Below are 15839 nucleotides of genomic sequence, written 5' to 3' on the forward strand. Positions count from 1 at the left end.
CTGAAAATATATACACATCCATAAAAAACTTTTTTGGAAATAGTATGTGCAGATTGCACTTGATTATGTAATGAAATGTGAAGGGAGATCCCGGAATATGAATTTGACCCTGCGCAAAGCCGTATTGGAAGATTTAGATGCGGTGGTGGCCATATACAACTCGACGATTGCTTCACGAATGGTAACGGCTGATACGGAAGAAGTGACGCCCGCAGACCGGATGGATTGGTTTTTGCGGCACACGGACCGGCGCCCGCTGATGGTCGCGGAAGATGAAACCGGCAAAGTGGCGGCCTGGATCAGCTTTGAAACGTTTTACGGCCGTCCGGCCTATGACAAAACGGCGGAGATCAGCATCTATCTGCATCAGGATTGCCGCGGCAAAGGAGCAGGAAGCTTTCTGCTGAAAGAAGCCCTGGCACTCGCTCCGGCAATCGGCATCCGCAGCCTGATGGCTTTTATCTTCGGACATAATGTGCCGAGCATTAAGCTGTTTGAAAAATTCGGTTTTAACGAATGGGGCGTATTCCCGGGTATCGCCGAAATGGACGGAAAACGATATGACTTGAACATTTTAGGGAGAGAACTGTCATGATCACCATCGATAAAGACAAAGACGCAAACCAGCCGCTCAATAAAAAAGCCCGTTCCCTTGCCGACATCGCCAAATGGGGAAAGATCACCGCCGTGTTTCTGATCATCACGGGCTCTCTTTCCGCTCTGTCAGCCATTGTGACGTTGCTCGGAGCCATTCCGGGGGTTCTGCTCATCATTTCCGGCGTCATGCTGATGCGCTCGGCAAAAGCGGCTGCCGCCCTTCAGGAAGGACTAGAAGAAAACGCGGAAGAAAGTATGCTTGCACATTACGCGTCATTTATCAAAATGCAGTTTTTTTACGCGGCATCCAGTGTGGTATTGGGCATTCTCGCTTTTATTTTAGTCGTCATCTTCGCTGTCATCGGAATTATCGCTTATCACAGCACTGATACGTATGACACGCCTGATTCATATTACTATGAGAACGACCCGGTGTTTGAATGACAAAAAGAGCTGATCGCGCGTCAGCTCTTTTTTAATAAAGCATTTCTTTTTTCCGGTCTTCTTCCGTTAAAAATTCAATAAAGCTCTTCATCGCAGACGGCTCCTCGGCAATCAGCCGGGTATAGGCGCTTTTCCGTTCCTCGGACAGAATATCGCTTTTTCTGATTCTGTTCAGCATATAAAGGCGGATCGTTTTTTGCACCTGTTTCCGCTGATAGCCGGCTTCCTTAAAAAACGCAAGACCCAGAGCCGCAAGGAGGGCAAAAATGCCGGCCGATACGAGAGCTCCTCTCCCAGAAGGGGCCTGAATCAAAAGCGATGCCAGATGAAACAGACTAAAAGCGGCGAGCGGGAAAGCAAGAAAACGGTAAATGATGCTTTTTTTCATCAGCGGTGCGATGGCGATTTGTATTTTCTGAATTTCTTTTTTTATGAATCCCGGCAATTGTTCCGCATGCTCCAGCTTCATGCCCTCTCCCCTTTGCTGTCATTTTTGTCTTCTTTTTCATATATGCATATTTTAACGCACCCGGAACTTTCTTTGAAAGAAAACTGCATTCATCTTTGATTCCGGCTCTTTATTCTTTCAAAATGTCAATGTTATAATTTGAAATGGGAATCAGATTGCTGCACTTGTCGGAATACTAATGGGCACAGTCTTGATAAATATGATATAGCGGGGTTGCAAAGTGAGCATTTCATTTATTTTATTCGGATTTTTTTTCGTTTTAAATATACTTTTGGCCATCATCATGATTTTCAAAGAAAGACGCGATGCCAGCGCTTCATGGGCTTGGCTCTTGGTTCTTTTTTTTATTCCCATTTTAGGGTTTATTTTATACCTGTTATTCGGCCATAACCTGAGACGCAAGCATCTGTTTCAATGGGAAGACCGTAAAAAAATCGGGATTGAAAAGCTGCTGAAGTCTCAGCTGAAAGATCTGAAGTCGAGGCAATTCCAATTTAACAACAGAGCGACTGTGGATAATAAAGACCTCATCTATATGCTTGTCATGAACAACCACGCAGTCTTTACAGAGGATAATTCGGTGGAGATTCTGACGGACGGGCGCGATAAGTTCAAACGCTTAATGAAGGACATTTCCAACGCAAAAGATCACATTCACCTTCAATACTATATTTATAAAGGTGATGAACTGGGAAAAAAATTGCGCGATGCCTTAGTGAAAAAAGCACGCGAAGGCGTAAAAGTCAGAGTGTTATATGATGAACTCGGTTCAAGATCACTCAGAAAAAAATTCTTCAAACCGCTGCGGGACGCCGGCGGCCATGTGGAAGTCTTTTTTCCTTCCAGGCTTCGTCCGATTAATTTGCGGCTCAATTATCGGAATCACCGCAAGCTCGTCATCATTGACGGCGAAACCGGCTATGTCGGCGGCTTTAACGTCGGAGATGAGTATCTCGGCCTGAATCCGAAATTCGGCTACTGGCGCGATACGCACCTCAGGCTTCAAGGCACGGCGGTACACGCCATTCAGACACGGTTTATCCTCGATTGGAACCAAGCCTCCCATCATCATACGCTCACATACGTTCCGAATCATTTTCCGGAATGCGAGCCGAAGGGCAATGTCGGGATGCAGATTGTCACGAGCGGACCGGACTCAGAATGGGAACAAATTAAAAACGGCTATATCAAGATGATCTCAACGGCCAAACGGTCGATCCTGATTCAGACGCCTTACTTTATTCCTGACTCAAGTCTTTTAGATGCCCTCAGGATCGCCTGTCTGTCAGGCATCGACGTCAAAATCATGATTCCGAACAAGCCGGATCACGCTTTCGTTTACTGGGCGACTTTATCTTACATCGGCGACCTTTTGAAAGCCGGAGCCTCAGTCTACATTTATGATAACGGCTTTATTCATGCAAAAACGATTGTCGTCGATGATGAGACGGCTTCAGTCGGTACGGCGAATATCGACGTCAGAAGCTTCAGACTTAATTTTGAAGTCAACGCCTTTATTTATGACGTCACCATCGCGAAAAAACTCATTTCCTCATTTAAAGAAGATCTGCTCGTCTCCAGAAAATATACGTATGAAGAATATCAGGAGCGTTCGCTGCGGATCCGCATTAAAGAATCGATTTCAAGACTTCTTTCGCCGATTTTGTAATTCCCGGGGTGTTTCTCGGGAATTTTCTGATATAAAAACGGACATGGCACGAAAAAACACATTTTATATTCAAAAGAATGACCGAATAGTGTATAAATGAAAAGTGAGTATTTTTTTGTAAAGGAGTGCCATAGTTTGAAACCTGAATCAGTGAATCGTTCGCTTATTTCTATTTCGAAATGGGGAAAAGCGACAGGTATTTTATTTATTATCATGGGTGCGTTTGCGGCGCTGTCGGGCGCGTTTTTCTTTTTAATCGGAGCGATTCCCGGCGTTCTGCAGATCATTGCCGGCATTTTTCTGATGCGCTCGGCAAATGAAGCGGGACAGATGGCGGAGCAGTTCAATGAACTGACAGAGGAACATATGCTGGAGAATTATGCAAAGTTCGTGAAAATGCAGGGGATCTACCTGATTGTGACGGTCGGCTTGTCCGTTCTTGGTATTGTTCTCTTCATTGTCCTCATGACGCTCGGCATCGTGGACGGCGTGTTTAATAATATTGATGCCAATACATATTAAAAAGGAAAATCCCGGCGCATCCGCCCGGGATTTTTTCTTATTCCGCTTCTTCGACAACGGGAAAGCGTTCGTTTTTGTGCTTCGGATTATCAATTCATCCAATACGGCGATGGCATAATGGCGCAGCTGAAACGCTGTCTGCAGATATTCTTTCGGACATTCCGGCTTCAGCCAGACGTGTCGCCGTCACATCAAAAAAGCTTTTCCTCAGAGTTTCAACTGAAATCACTCAATTGTTCGACTGTTCCTGATCAGGTTTAGAAGCAAGAATTGTGATTCTGCAAAATAAGGATAAAAGCCATGGTGGAACAAGACCGCTTATCATACAGTTTTTTGGGCCTTTGTAATTAAATTACAATTGTTCTTAATATTCACTCATGTATTCATGCTATTATATTGAAAGGAACGATCAAAAGCGTTGGCGTTCGTAATTGTTTTAAATATTTACGAGTGCTGCCTCATGTCAAAGTCAGAAAAAATAGTATAGGAGGTAACATATGTTTAAGTTTAAAAAGAAATTCTTAGTTGGATTAACGGCAGCTTTCATGAGTATCAGCATGTTTTCGGCAACCGCCTCTGCAGCTGGCACAGATTACTGGCAAAATTGGACTGATGGGGGCGGAACAGTCAACGCAGTCAATGGATCTGGCGGGAATTACAGTGTTAATTGGTCTAATACCGGAAATTTCGTTGTTGGTAAAGGCTGGACTACAGGCTCGCCATTTAGAACAATAAACTATAATGCCGGAGTCTGGGCGCCGAATGGCAATGGATATTTGACTTTATATGGCTGGACGAGAGCACCTCTCATCGAATATTATGTGGTGGATTCATGGGGTACTTACAGACCTACCGGAACGTATAAAGGTACTGTAAACAGTGATGGAGGTACATATGACATATATACAACAACACGTTATAACGCACCTTCCATTGATGGCGATAACACTACTTTTACGCAGTACTGGAGTGTTCGTCAGTCGAAGAGACCAACCGGAAGCAACGCTACAATCACTTTCAGCAATCATGTTAACGCCTGGAAGAGCCATGGAATGAATCTGGGCAGTAATTGGGCTTATCAAGTCTTAGCGACAGAAGGATATAAAAGCAGCGGAAGTTCTAATGTAACAGTGTGGTAACAGCTCATCTTTAATTAGGGGCAGCGAACGGGCTGCTGATCGTTCCTTGAGAAATTTTAAATGATTGTTAAGAGGCGAACGGTTTTGGCATTACCGGAGGCAGGATATTCTCCATCAGTTTTCGCGTATTAAAATAAGAGTGCCGTCATTTTTCGGTAACCCGCTTACAACAGACACCTTCACATAAGCCTTAAGCAAAATAAAAATATCCCGGTTACCACCTCCTTTAGTTTCGGAGGATTTCTTCATTAAACAGATCGCAACCCCGCATCCAGGCTTGCCTGAATATGGAGCCAAAACCGTGATTTCCTCATTATCTTTTGTAACCATTTTTGTTACACCTCTAGCGGCATGAACCCATCTCTTTTTAACAAAAGAGATGATTCATTACATCATAAAGGGACTTGCTCGCAAGTTCATTCTCCATTGCCCGCTGTACGCTTCCGAACGTCTCATCGAGCGCGCGCTGAATATTTTTGCCGACCGGACAGTCGGGGTTCGGATTGTCGTGAACCGCAAAAAGCTCTTCCCTATTCTGCACCGCCCTGTAAACCTCTAAGAGGGTGATCTCCGACGGATCTTTTTTCAGGCTGGCTCCCGGAACACCCGCCCGGGAAGTCAGAATACCCGCTTTTTTCAGCTGGCTGATCGTTCTCCGCACGACGACGGGATTGGTGTTTACGCTGCCCGCAATCATGTCCGATGACGCCCGTTCATCCGTTGAGATCAGCGATAGAATGTGAATGGCCACAGCAAGACGGCTGTTAATCATGTTTTTCACCACCGTTGTAACCACAATAGTTACATTTCATTTGTTTGTCAACTACTAATATACACTAAAACGGGCGGCAAAATGAAATCAAGTTGGCAATAGAGGTGTAAACAGGCCGGCGGGAAACCGGCCGGAGAGGGATTAAAATAAGAAATAACGCTGTCCGAGCGGAACATAGCTGACGGGCTGGCATGCCAGCTCTTCTCCGTCAGCGAACACCTGATAGGTTTTCGGATCGACTTGTATATTCGGCATCGCGTCATTCAGCTTCATGTCGAGCTTACTCAGCTTACGGATATTCCGTACGGGAGAAATCATTTTTTCAAGGCCAAGCTTTTCCGGCACACCGTTTGCGATACCGGCCTGGGACATAAATGTAATAGAGGTATTTCGGTTTGCTTTACCGTATGATGCGTACATCTGCCGCATAAACACGGGCTCAGGCGTCGGAATGGAAGCATTCGGATCTCCCATTTGGGCGCGGGCGATCATGCCGCCTTTGAGCACAAGTTCAGGTTTGACGCCGAAGAAAACCGGGTCCCATAGTACGAGGTCGGCGAGCTTCCCTTTTTCAACGGAACCGACTTCATGGCTCAGGCCGTGAGTGACGGCCGGGTTGATCGTGTATTTGGCGATATAGCGTTTGGCGCGCACATTGTCATTGCCGTTTTCTCCTGATAGAGCGCCGCGCTGCTTTTTCATTTTATCGGCCACCTGCCATGTCCGGATAATCACTTCTCCCACCCTGCCCATCGCCTGCGAGTCAGATGACGTCATGCTGATCGCGCCGATATCGTGCAGAATATCCTCCGCCGCAATGGTGGCCGCTCTGATGCGTGAATGACTGAATGCCACGTCTTCAGGGACTTTTGAATCTAAATGATGGCAGACCATCATCATATCAAGATGCTCGTCCATCGTGTTGACGGTATATGGAATCGTCGGCGTCGTAGAGGACGGCAGGATATTGGCGTAAGATGCGAGTTTCATAATATCCGGTGCGTGGCCTCCGCCGGCTCCCTCTATGTGATATGTATGGATAACCCGGTCGCCGATCGCATCAAGCGTATTTTCTAAAAAGCCCGCTTCATTAATCGTGTCTGTGTGGATCGCCACCTGAATGTCCGCCTCATCCGCGACTTCCATGCAAGCTTTAATGGCGCTTGGCGTTGATCCCCAATCTTCATGCAGCTTCAGGCCGATCGCGCCTGCTTCCACCTGCTCGATCAGCGGCGCTTTATCGGATGCATTCCCTTTTCCTAAGAAACCGACGTTGATCGGAAACTCCTCGGCCGCTTCCAGCATTCTCGACATGTACCATGCACCGGATGTACAAGTCGTCGCTTTACTTCCCGTCGCAGGACCCGTTCCGCCGCCGAGAAGCGTGGTCACGCCTGAAGAAAGCGCGACTTCCATCTGCTGCGGGCAGATAAAGTGGATATGCGTATCCACCCCGCCGGCCGTTACGATTTTCCCTTCACCGGAAATGACTTCTGTTCCGGCACCGATAATCATGTGCGGGTCCACCCCATCCATAATATCCGGGTTGCCGCTTTTTCCGACGCCGACAATCCGGCCGTCCTTCACCCCGATATCCGCCTTGACGATTCCGGTATAATCCAGGATAACGGCGTTTGTAATGACCAGATCAAGCGCTCCGTCTTTCCCGGTGATACGTCCGTTCTGCCCCATGCCGTCCCGGATTGTTTTCCCTCCGCCGAAAATCATTTCTTCACCGTAATTCGTGAAATCTTTTTCGACTTCAATCCATAAATCCGTATCTCCGAGTCTGACTTTGTCTCCTGTTGTCGGTCCGAACAGTTCTGCGTATTGCTCACGTGACATTTTCATCGGATCGCCTCCTCCATCCATCCGGCTTTTTTAAGATTTGACAGCGTCTTCTCTTTTCCCCGCTCATCCATATACGTATCGGCCATGCCGTTGAGACCTCTGACCGTTTTTCGCCCTCCGATTTCCACGAGCGTGACGGTTTTCTCTTCTCCCGGTTCAAAACGGACAGATGTGCCTGACGGGATATCAAGGCGCATGCCGATTGCTTTGTCCCGATTGAAGGAAAGGGCGCCGTTGGCTTCGGCAAAATGAAAATGCGATCCTACCTGCACTGACCGTGTTCCGTTATTGGTGACTGACACCTCCAGCGTCTTCCGGCCTTCGTTAATGATGATGGTCCCCTTTGCGACTTGAATCGCTCCCGGCTTCATGACTTCACCTCCGCTTTGATCGGCTGATGAACGGTGACAAGCTTAACCCCGTCCGGGAACGTCGCTTCCACCTGAATGCTGTCCAGCATTTCCGGAACGCCTTCCATAACGTCTTTTTCCGTCAATACATTGCGGCCGGATTCCATCAGCTCAGCAACGCTTTTTCCGTCTCTCGCGCCTTCCATCAGATAACAGGTCAAATATGCGGCGGCTTCAGGATAATTCAGCAGAACGCCGCGCGCCTTCCGCTGCTTAGCGAGCTCTCCCGCCGTAAAAATAAGCAATTTTTCTTGTTCAACCGGTGTCAGTTTCATCTGTATTCCCCCTTAATGATAGTCAAACACAATCCGCATGGTCATACCGAAACGATGCAGGCGGCCGTCACCCCCTTCACCTCATGAAATGTTAAGTGATAAAAGTTATTCGACGGTGAACGGCCCGATTCCTTTTGCAGAATTTACCGATTTCTCATTTTTTTCTTCAACAAACGTTTAATCAAATGTGAAGAAAGGTTACATTCTATGTGAATATTATAAAGAAATCGCCGGGGAATTTATAGAATATTTAAAAATTTAGTGAATATTAACCAAATGAACTGGAATTTTTGTCATTTCTCATAACAAAAAGCCCAAAATATTTTGGGCTTTTGCTTTGTTTCACTATCAAATTAATCATCACTGAGTTTATCTTTCGTTTTGCCGACACCCTTTTGCAGGCTGCCTTTCGCTTTGTCCTTTTTACCTTCCGCTTTTAAGTCGGACTTGTTTGCCATGTCGCCTGCTTTGTCCTTTGCTTCCCCTTTCATTTTGTTCATGCCGCCTTTTACTTTGTCTTTTAAACCGTTATCTTCACTCATGATCTCTTCAGCTCCTTTTTTGTTCTGTGTACTTGTTTTCTTCCCTTTCAGCCCGATCACAAACATGTAAACTCTCAATTATTGATTTCACAGCGTTCCCCGTAGCGGAGCACTTTGTAAACGGCCAATCCGTCTGACAGCTTATTATCCCCGTATTGCACCGGCAGAAGAGCAAAGAAAACATAATAAGTTGAAAAATAGACAAATTGGTAAAAAAATAAGTTTGGCTCAAGGACATCTTTTATGATCAGCAGATTTATTAAAAAGATAGAAGCGAGATTAAATAGACAGCCTCCGGAATAGACGAGCGCGCTCGTCAGACGGTTATCTATCCGCAATTCGCCGAACTTGCAGAAAGAATCTATGAAGTAGATACGCCGAACCCGAATCGGCCCTACTTTTAAAAGACGTTTCCCCATTCCGATATCCAATGATGCCTTGCCTCCGAACAGCATGGCCATAAAGCTGTGTCCCGCCACATGGATGACAGACACCATCGGCAGAATGATGAGAAATGATACAAAAAACTTTATCATATCATTGAATCCGAACAACAAATCCCTCCTTCCCATCGTACTTTTTTCTCTCTTTTGCGATTTTTCCGTTTTTTTCTATGGTCAAACGTTATGATGTGCATAAAAAAATAACCATCTGCTGAGCAGATGGTTAAGAAAATTATATATCGTATAAACACTGTTCTTTTTGAATGTTTTCTCTCATGCGAATCGCTTTTTCATAAAAATACGCCGCTTCTTTATATTGCCCATGTCCGCTTGTGTAAACGGCGGCCTCCAAGGCGAAATCTTCAATATACACATACAGCGATTTTTCATTCATATAGTCAAACACTTCATGGATTAAATCCATATTGAGTGACTCCAAATAAAGCGCTTGTAAAAACTTATACTTCTCTAAACTGAATCGGTCGCCCCGTTCTTTCGCGATCATGACCCCTCTTTCATAATAGGTAAGGGCCGCTTGGTCATCATGCAGCCTGAAAAGGGTGTGCGTTAAGCTGAACAGCGCCTTCGGAAGCTGTTCAAGCTGATGCTCTTCAAAAACGGGAACCGCTTTTCTAAAGTACCGGGCCGCTTCATCCAGATCGCGCTTTTCAGAATAACAATTCCCCAGATTGTAAAGCGAAGACCCGATCAGGCGGGGCTGTCCTTCAAGCAAAGAAAGGCGGAGGGCTTCGTCTAAATGCTCAAGCGCTTTGTCGTAGTTTTTGCAGTCGATGTAGTTTCCTGAGATGACGAAATGGCATTGAATTCTCCGCACTCTGTAGAAATCGTGTTTCATATACGTATCCAGCGCCTGAATCCCGTGATTCATGGAAAAATGAGTCTGCTTCATGACATAAAACACTTCAGACATCTTGAAATGGAATTCCGCCCTCTCTATATCATCCTCGACAAATGAAAGGAGTTTTTCCGCTTTCCGGTAAAAAGAAATAGCCGCAACATAGTTATTGTGATCGAATTCATACATCCCTCTGAACAAATGGAAATAATACTCAGACAGTCCCGATATGCTGTCCGTGCTTTCGATCGTCTTTTGCAGCTCGCTGTACTGAATCTGTGATTGTTCGGTGCATTCCGGCTTGACGTAATCAAGCATAATATGATGGCGGTAGCTGATCAGCTGATAATATAACAGCAGCAGCTGGTCTTCCTCCATACGTTGTATATCCTCATCAATTTCCTCTTTCAGCTTTATGGCATCAGCCGCTTGAAACGCTAAAATGTGCTTGTACCATTTGTTGATTTTAACTCCAACTTGAGATGACGGAATCTCGTATGCGGTCATGCCCCTTTCACAACCTTTTCTAATTTCTATTGGTTATATTTTAACATATTGTATGGCTTTGGAATTGCATAACTTGATTGTCCTGCATCAAAATTCCTATCATATATTTCGGCTGTCATCGGTATTTTTTGAACAGACCGCTCTCATATTGTGAATAAAAAAGCCTGCCCTTGTCTGGGCAAGCTTTTCTTCATCCGCCTATATAAGACATTTCCACTTTCTTTTTCCCATCCGTTTTAGAAAGCGCGCGGTCAATTGAATACTGATCCGTGCGATTTTTCCAGACAGAAGCGATGGATTCCGTCAATTCATCATCGGTCAGACCGCCGCGCACGAGTTTCCGAACATCATAGCCGCTTGACGCAAACAGGCACGTAAACAGCTCGCCTCTCGCCGACAGGCGCGCTCTGTTGCAGGAGGCGCAGAATGCATCCGAGACGGAGGAAATCACGCCGATTTCGCCGGAACCGTCAAGATAGCGGAACCTGGAAGCGACCTCTCCTTTATAATTCGCTTCTATCGGCTCCGTCGGCATATGCTGGTTGATCAGATCAATAATCTCGGCCTTCGTGATCACGTCTTTTTTATTCCATTGATTCGTATTGCCTACATCCATAAATTCAATAAACCGGAGAATATGACCCTTTTCTTTAAAATAGCGGGCCATCGGCAGGATATCTTTTTCATTGACACCCTTTTGAACAACCATATTGATTTTCACACCGAGTCCGGCCGCTTTTGCCGCCTCAATGCCCTCAAGCACCTTGTTCACCGAAACCCCGCGGCCGTTAATGGCCTTAAACCGCTCATCCTCTAAAGAATCGAGGCTGACTGTCACGCGATGCAGCCCCGCCTGCTTCAGTTTTTCCGCATACACGGGAAGCAGAGAGCCGTTTGTCGTCATCGCGATATCTTTAAGTCCGGGGATGCGCGCAAGTTTTTTGATCAATTCAGGCATATCTTTTCTCATGAGCGGCTCTCCGCCCGTCAGCCTGATTTTTTCAACGCCGAAGCGGCCGACAAACAGCTTCGCAAGCCTCTCAAGCTCCTCGAAGGAGAGCAATTCCGTCTTTTGTAAAAATGGATAATCCGGTCCGAATAATTCGGCTGGCATACAGTACGTGCATCTGAAGTTGCAGCGGTCGGTTACAGAGATACGAAGATCCCTGAGCGGCCTTTCCCTTTTGTCTTTCACCCGGCGCGTTTCTGTATTCATAAGCCCAAGACCCCTTTCTATTGTTCAACCCGTTCAGGATGTGTGTATACGTTAAATGATCCGTTTCTGACAAAACCTATCGCGGTTATGTTCAGCTCTTCCGCCATTTGCAGCGCGAGCTCCGTCGGCGCCGATTTTGAAATGACAATCGACACGCCGATTTTTGCAGCTTTTAATAAAACCTCTGAGGAAATCCGACCGCTGAAGACGATCAGCTTGTCACGGACCGGCATTCCGTTTTTCAAACAGCAGCCGTACAGCTTATCCAGCGCGTTGTGGCGCCCGATATCCGTCCTCATGAAGAGCAGCTTTTCCGTATCGCACAGCGCCGCATTATGGACGCCGCCCGTTTCCCGGAAGGTGCCGCTTCCGCTTTGCATCTCCTTCATCAGGCGAAGGCACGTCTCAGGAGTTATGGTGATACGGCTGACGGCGGTTTTGGCCGTTTTCGCATCCTGCTGAAAGTAAAAATGGCGGCCTTTCCCGCAGCATGAACCGATGACCCTCTTCGTATAGTCTTTTTGCTCAAGCACCCCGGGATTCGTCAGTTCAACATATGCAAACCCGAGACTTTCATCTATAGTAAAGCTTTTGATTTCTTTTTCAAAACGAATGACGCCTTCTGATGCGAGAAATCCGATGACGAGTTCCTCTAAATGGTCAGGCGTGCAGACGAGCGTAACAAATTCCTGTCCGTTCACCATGACGGTCAGCGGATACTCTGAAACCATCCGATCCGCCGTCTTTGTTAATACCCCTTTTTCATAGCGGTATATGTCCCTTACCGCTGTTGTTCTTTTATCCACTGTTTTCCCCTCCGCAGTATCCTTCTCTTTTATTCTTCCACAATCCCTGTATTTTGTCGAATTTGCGGTTTAAAAAAAGAGCCCTCTTAGGACTCTATGTTTCATTGCGATGATGTCTGCTCAGAATGGTGAATAAAATAACTGCGGCGATAATGGCCAATATACTGACGAATATGAAGGCGGCAAGCTTCAGAAAAATTCCGATCAGAACAAAAACGACTGCCGCCAGCACTAATATAATGCCTGCTCCTTTTAACAACAGCGTTCATCTCCTTTTTATCCGTATCATTCCCGCGGTTCCGTTTTCTAAACAAAAAAGACGCCGCGCGGGCGTCCTTTTTTAACCTATTCTTTTGCTAAATCCTTTGCAGCGTCTTCCCAAGCCTGTTTGAACTCGTCCGCGCTGTCAGCTGAGACATATGTGCCGCCTCCCGCTTCCGCCGCTTTTTCAAGGCTTTCGCTTCCTTTCATGCCGAAGTTGAAGCCGATGATATTGACGATCGTGTTGACGTTCGCTTTACGGAGCTTTTGAATTTCGGCCTGAGGATTACCGCCGCATGTTTCTTCACCGTCTGTGATCAGATATACGACGTTTTTCCCCGTGGCGTCGGCCCGCTCAAATTCTTCACGCGTATCAGAGAGCGCTTTCGCAATCGGTGTCCAGCCGGTCGGTTTAATCTTGCTGAGTGATTGCTCAAATGGAGTCACGGCGTACGGCTGAAGGCCGTATAACGTTTCTGTCGCATTACATGATACGGCTTTGCCTGAGTTTTTATTATTGCCCTTATGCCCGAATACCCGAAGCATCAGATTCGTGTCTTCAGGAAGAACTTCCGCAAAAGAAGTGACAGACTCTTTCGCGACATCTATTTTACGCTCTCCCCCTGTTTTTTGTATCATGCTTCCGCTTGCGTCAAACAGCACGGCAACGTTTGTTTCTTCGTGCTTTTTCTCAGCTGCAAAAACAGGCGATCCGAGTGAAAGCGTCAAAAGTCCGACAATCCCCGCAGTGAACATTTTTTTCATTTCCTTCATTCCTCTCCGTTTGTTTTTGGCCGATGGGCCCCCGGCTCTTCTCTATGCTAGATGACGAGTATGCAAAAAGATATAGGGCGGGATTCCTTTTGTATAAGCCCTGTACACCGTTAAAAATGAACAGAATTATGCGCATCATCCTAAAAAGATTGGATAAATGATGACAGATTTAATGCCTTTTTCGCCCTTTTTGTAATATAAGTCCGGAATCTGATTCTTTTTACAGTTTTCTCTTCACCTTTTCTTGAAATTTTTGTTAAATAAAAATAAAAAAAAGGGCCGATAAACGGCACCTTTTCTTATTCCGCTAATGAACTCGCTGCCATTGTAAAGATGCGGTTCATATCCTTTTGGCTGTGAGCTTCGTAATATTTTCCTCCGCCCGCTTTGGCAATCTCGTGAAGCTGGCCGTTGAAGCCTTCCTTAAAGTCAAAGCCGATCACGTTGACTTTAATATGCTGTTTGCGAAGTTCTTTCGCTGTCTTAACAGGATCTCCTCCGCATGTCTCCTCGCCGTCCGTCAACAGGAAAACGGATTTACTGCCAAGTTTGTGCAAACCGGTAAAGGAAGCCTTCGCATCCTCTAATGCTTTTGCAATCGGTGTCCAGCCCGTAGGCCCGATTCCGTTAAGAGAGTTAAGGAAGCTCTGTCTGTCAAACCTTTGGAATCCGTATACACCGCGAATGGATTCACAAGATTGAACCTTTCCGGAGTTTTTATTATTGCCTTCCGAACCGAAAACCGTCATTCTGACCTGTGATTTAGATTTAATTTGATCCGCAAAACGGACAATTTCTTCTTTTGCCATGTTGTATTTAGAAACACCGTCAATCCGTTTTGCCATACTGCCGCTCGCATCAAGTAAAATGGCGGTATTGTTTTTAAATGAAAGAGTCTTCTCGTTTGCATTCTCGGCAGCAAAAGCAGGAGATGCAGCAGTCAGCATCAATCCGAGCATGAGTATGAGTGAAAATGTTTTTTTCATTGCTTTTTCCCCTTTTCAATAGATTTACGTTCAACGCCGAACAATATTTATCGTAAATGAGATGAAAAGGGAAATAAATAGGACGGCGTTCCTCATTATTTTTGCGTATATTCACATAGAAGCGGCATTTTTATCAGTGATTTACACCCGGCGCTCAGCCTTCAATCGACATTTGTCAGCCTTTAGGCTTTCGTTATATGAGTCTGTTGGTTGCTTTACCGTTTATGGAATAGTTTTCAAAAAAAAACAGACGCTCATGAAAGCGTCTATTTTTTCGCCATATATTTGTTTAAAAATGAATCTGCTTCGGAAATGTCCACTCCCTGATAATAATGCTTGACGATGTCCGCCACTGATTTTCCCTGCTCCGCCATGTAATTGGCCCCGTACTGGCTCATCCCGACGCCGTGGCCGAATCCTTTTGTCGTAATGGTGATGCTGCCGCCGTTCCGTTTCCATTCAAAGTCGGCAGAACGGAGTCCGAGTTTTTCCCGGATGTCTCTTCCCTTCAGCTTTTTGCCGTTGATGACGGCCGTCGCCACTTGATGGCCCGGCGTTCTGGCTGTAATCTGTCCCACCGTGTTTTGTCCCGAGAGCTGCACGCCGAGCTTTTGCTGAAACTCCGGCACACTGAAGGTCTGGGTGGCGAGATATTTCGGCGATTGCTTATCCCACGGACTTTTCACGCTCTTTAAATAAGGAATGGCGCTTGTCCAATAGGCTTCCGCATTTTCCGTATACCCGTTGCTCGTAGAGAAGAAAGATGCCTCAATCGGCTTGTTGTCGTACGTTAAAATCTTTCCTTGCGTGCCGGCCACCGCGTTTGTGATTTTCTTGAGGTTGTGTGCGTACTTAGAACCCCATTCTTTTTTCAGCTGGCTTTTGCTTTGATAGACTTGGAACATTTGCGTATCATCCACCAGTGATCCTTTCGGCGCCTGAACGGCTGAGTCAGCGACCATTAGTCTGACGATGAATGTCCGGGCGGCGAGCGCCTGGGCTTTTAAGGCCTCCGGTTTAAAGTTTGCGGGCATTTCGGAAGCCACGACACCGACCACGTACTCTTCAAGCGGAATGTTCTCTACAGAATGATTGGATGTCCGATAAACCGGAATGGATACAGGTGATTCTTTCAATGTTTCTGCTCCTTTTGTTTCTCGTGTGGTATGTGCTGTTTTGTGTCCGGGCTCTCTATTTACGGCTGCTCCTTTTTCTGCCTGAAACGGAAGGACGAGAATGGTGGGGACAAGAAGAATAAGTATACACAGCCCGGATAGTAGAAATACAATCGGTTTCATAT

General features: G+C 46.1%; 20 protein-coding genes and 1 pseudogene. 5 read left to right on the forward strand and 16 right to left on the reverse strand.

What is annotated here, in order from left to right; all coding sequences use genetic code 11:
• Positions 1-103: 103 nt before the first annotated feature.
• Together MY7_RS15725 and MY7_RS15730 are read left to right on the forward strand one after the other, a co-directional pair.
• Positions 104-595, forward strand: coding sequence for a GNAT family N-acetyltransferase (locus tag MY7_RS15725; protein ID WP_139325674.1), 492 nt, complete (start codon positions 104-106; stop codon positions 593-595).
• Positions 592-1041, forward strand: coding sequence for a DUF5362 family protein (locus MY7_RS15730; protein WP_007614327.1), 450 nt, complete (start codon positions 592-594; stop codon positions 1039-1041). Before MY7_RS15725 ends, MY7_RS15730 begins: the two co-directional genes overlap by 4 nt.
• A gap of 31 nt (positions 1042-1072) precedes the next feature.
• On the opposite strand, the gene MY7_RS15735 is transcribed toward MY7_RS15730, so the two are convergent.
• Positions 1073-1510: a DUF5392 family protein gene (locus MY7_RS15735; RefSeq protein WP_007614328.1), complete on the reverse strand. Its 438-nt coding sequence runs from the start codon at positions 1508-1510 to the stop codon at positions 1073-1075.
• A gap of 220 nt (positions 1511-1730) precedes the next feature.
• On the opposite strand from MY7_RS15735, the gene cls reads away from it, so the two are divergent.
• A complete protein-coding gene (gene cls / locus MY7_RS15740) occupies positions 1731-3179 on the forward strand; it encodes a cardiolipin synthase (RefSeq protein WP_007614330.1) in 1449 nt (482 codons plus the stop codon).
• A gap of 135 nt (positions 3180-3314) precedes the next feature.
• Positions 3315-3701 carry a DUF5362 family protein gene (locus MY7_RS15745; protein WP_029325726.1) on the forward strand — a complete coding sequence of 129 codons (387 nt, stop codon included), beginning with the start codon at positions 3315-3317 and terminating at the stop codon, positions 3699-3701.
• Positions 3702-3738: 37 nt separating this feature from the next.
• Here MY7_RS15745 and MY7_RS20185 read toward each other — a convergent pair.
• Positions 3739-3818 (reverse strand): annotated as a pseudogene (locus MY7_RS20185) (NAD(P)-dependent oxidoreductase); the annotation flags it as partial.
• A 380-nt stretch (positions 3819-4198) separates the two neighbouring features.
• Here MY7_RS20185 and xynA point away from each other — a divergent pair.
• Positions 4199-4840: an endo-1,4-beta-xylanase XynA gene (xynA, locus tag MY7_RS15750; RefSeq protein WP_007614337.1), complete on the forward strand. Its 642-nt coding sequence runs from the start codon at positions 4199-4201 to the stop codon at positions 4838-4840.
• 114 nt (positions 4841-4954) lie between these two features.
• On the opposite strand, the gene MY7_RS15755 is transcribed toward xynA, so the two are convergent.
• From MY7_RS15755 to spoIID, 14 genes are all read right to left on the reverse strand, one after another.
• A complete protein-coding gene (locus tag MY7_RS15755; protein WP_007614339.1) occupies positions 4955-5170 on the reverse strand; it encodes a hypothetical protein in 216 nt (71 codons plus the stop codon).
• Positions 5171-5207: 37 nt separating this feature from the next.
• Positions 5208-5612: an Rrf2 family transcriptional regulator gene (locus MY7_RS15760; protein WP_007614341.1), complete on the reverse strand. Its 405-nt coding sequence runs from the start codon at positions 5610-5612 to the stop codon at positions 5208-5210.
• 141 nt (positions 5613-5753) lie between these two features.
• Positions 5754-7463 carry an urease subunit alpha gene (gene ureC, locus MY7_RS15765; protein WP_007614343.1) on the reverse strand — a complete coding sequence of 570 codons (1710 nt, stop codon included), beginning with the start codon at positions 7461-7463 and terminating at the stop codon, positions 5754-5756.
• Positions 7460-7834, reverse strand: coding sequence for an urease subunit beta (gene ureB, locus MY7_RS15770; protein WP_007614345.1), 375 nt, complete (start codon positions 7832-7834; stop codon positions 7460-7462). Before ureB ends, ureC begins: the two co-directional genes overlap by 4 nt.
• Positions 7831-8148, reverse strand: a complete 318-nt coding sequence (gene ureA / locus MY7_RS15775) for an urease subunit gamma (RefSeq protein WP_007407581.1) — start codon at positions 8146-8148, stop codon at positions 7831-7833. Before ureA ends, ureB begins: the two co-directional genes overlap by 4 nt.
• A gap of 353 nt (positions 8149-8501) precedes the next feature.
• The gene (locus MY7_RS15780; protein WP_003151197.1) at positions 8502-8690 is read right to left on the reverse strand and encodes a CsbD family protein; all 189 of its coding nucleotides are present in this window, start codon (positions 8688-8690) and stop codon (positions 8502-8504) included.
• Positions 8691-8764: 74 nt separating this feature from the next.
• On the reverse strand, positions 8765-9244 hold the full coding sequence (locus tag MY7_RS15785; protein WP_021494817.1) for a hypothetical protein: 480 nt from the start codon (positions 9242-9244) through the stop codon (positions 8765-8767).
• 121 nt (positions 9245-9365) lie between these two features.
• Positions 9366-10496: a response regulator aspartate phosphatase gene (locus MY7_RS15790; RefSeq protein WP_007614349.1), complete on the reverse strand. Its 1131-nt coding sequence runs from the start codon at positions 10494-10496 to the stop codon at positions 9366-9368.
• 190 nt (positions 10497-10686) lie between these two features.
• Positions 10687-11712 carry a GTP 3',8-cyclase MoaA gene (moaA, locus tag MY7_RS15795; RefSeq protein ID WP_007614351.1) on the reverse strand — a complete coding sequence of 342 codons (1026 nt, stop codon included), beginning with the start codon at positions 11710-11712 and terminating at the stop codon, positions 10687-10689.
• 17 nt (positions 11713-11729) lie between these two features.
• Positions 11730-12518 carry a formate dehydrogenase accessory sulfurtransferase FdhD gene (fdhD, locus tag MY7_RS15800; protein WP_007614353.1) on the reverse strand — a complete coding sequence of 263 codons (789 nt, stop codon included), beginning with the start codon at positions 12516-12518 and terminating at the stop codon, positions 11730-11732.
• 94 nt (positions 12519-12612) lie between these two features.
• On the reverse strand, positions 12613-12777 hold the full coding sequence (locus MY7_RS19790) for a hypothetical protein (protein ID WP_003151191.1): 165 nt from the start codon (positions 12775-12777) through the stop codon (positions 12613-12615).
• Positions 12778-12863: 86 nt separating this feature from the next.
• Positions 12864-13544 (reverse strand): VWA domain-containing protein, encoded by a 681-nt coding sequence (locus MY7_RS15805; RefSeq protein WP_029325727.1) that lies wholly within the window; start codon positions 13542-13544, stop codon positions 12864-12866.
• A gap of 308 nt (positions 13545-13852) precedes the next feature.
• Positions 13853-14539: a VWA domain-containing protein gene (locus MY7_RS15810; RefSeq protein ID WP_007407590.1), complete on the reverse strand. Its 687-nt coding sequence runs from the start codon at positions 14537-14539 to the stop codon at positions 13853-13855.
• A gap of 266 nt (positions 14540-14805) precedes the next feature.
• Positions 14806-15837 carry a stage II sporulation protein D gene (gene spoIID, locus MY7_RS15815; protein WP_007614360.1) on the reverse strand — a complete coding sequence of 344 codons (1032 nt, stop codon included), beginning with the start codon at positions 15835-15837 and terminating at the stop codon, positions 14806-14808.
• Positions 15838-15839: the final 2 nt, after the last annotated feature.

The sequence above is a fragment of the Bacillus sp. 5B6 genome, from assembly GCF_000259405.1.
Classification (GTDB): domain Bacteria; phylum Bacillota; class Bacilli; order Bacillales; family Bacillaceae; genus Bacillus; species Bacillus velezensis.

Excerpts from the sequence above, each read along its gene's own strand:
- MY7_RS15805 (WP_029325727.1), bottom strand. The coding sequence starts at position 13,544 with ATGAAAAAAATGTTCACTGCGGGGATTGTCGGACTTTTGACGCTTTCA.
- MY7_RS15790 (WP_007614349.1), bottom strand. The coding sequence starts at position 10,496 with ATGACCGCATACGAGATTCCGTCATCTCAAGTTGGAGTTAAAATCAAC.
- moaA (WP_007614351.1), bottom strand. The coding sequence starts at position 11,712 with ATGAATACAGAAACGCGCCGGGTGAAAGACAAAAGGGAAAGGCCGCTC.
- MY7_RS15780 (WP_003151197.1), bottom strand. The coding sequence starts at position 8,690 with ATGAGTGAAGATAACGGTTTAAAAGACAAAGTAAAAGGCGGCATGAAC.
- spoIID (WP_007614360.1), bottom strand. The coding sequence starts at position 15,837 with ATGAAACCGATTGTATTTCTACTATCCGGGCTGTGTATACTTATTCTT.
- MY7_RS15755 (WP_007614339.1), bottom strand. The coding sequence starts at position 5,170 with ATGGTTACAAAAGATAATGAGGAAATCACGGTTTTGGCTCCATATTCA.
- MY7_RS15730 (WP_007614327.1), top strand. The coding sequence starts at position 592 with ATGATCACCATCGATAAAGACAAAGACGCAAACCAGCCGCTCAATAAA.
- ureB (WP_007614345.1), bottom strand. The coding sequence starts at position 7,834 with ATGAAGCCGGGAGCGATTCAAGTCGCAAAGGGGACCATCATCATTAAC.
- MY7_RS15810 (WP_007407590.1), bottom strand. The coding sequence starts at position 14,539 with ATGAAAAAAACATTTTCACTCATACTCATGCTCGGATTGATGCTGACT.
- MY7_RS15735 (WP_007614328.1), bottom strand. The coding sequence starts at position 1,510 with ATGAAGCTGGAGCATGCGGAACAATTGCCGGGATTCATAAAAAAAGAA.
- ureC (WP_007614343.1), bottom strand. The coding sequence starts at position 7,463 with ATGAAAATGTCACGTGAGCAATACGCAGAACTGTTCGGACCGACAACA.
- ureA (WP_007407581.1), bottom strand. The coding sequence starts at position 8,148 with ATGAAACTGACACCGGTTGAACAAGAAAAATTGCTTATTTTTACGGCG.
- xynA (WP_007614337.1), top strand. The coding sequence starts at position 4,199 with ATGTTTAAGTTTAAAAAGAAATTCTTAGTTGGATTAACGGCAGCTTTC.
- MY7_RS15760 (WP_007614341.1), bottom strand. The coding sequence starts at position 5,612 with ATGATTAACAGCCGTCTTGCTGTGGCCATTCACATTCTATCGCTGATC.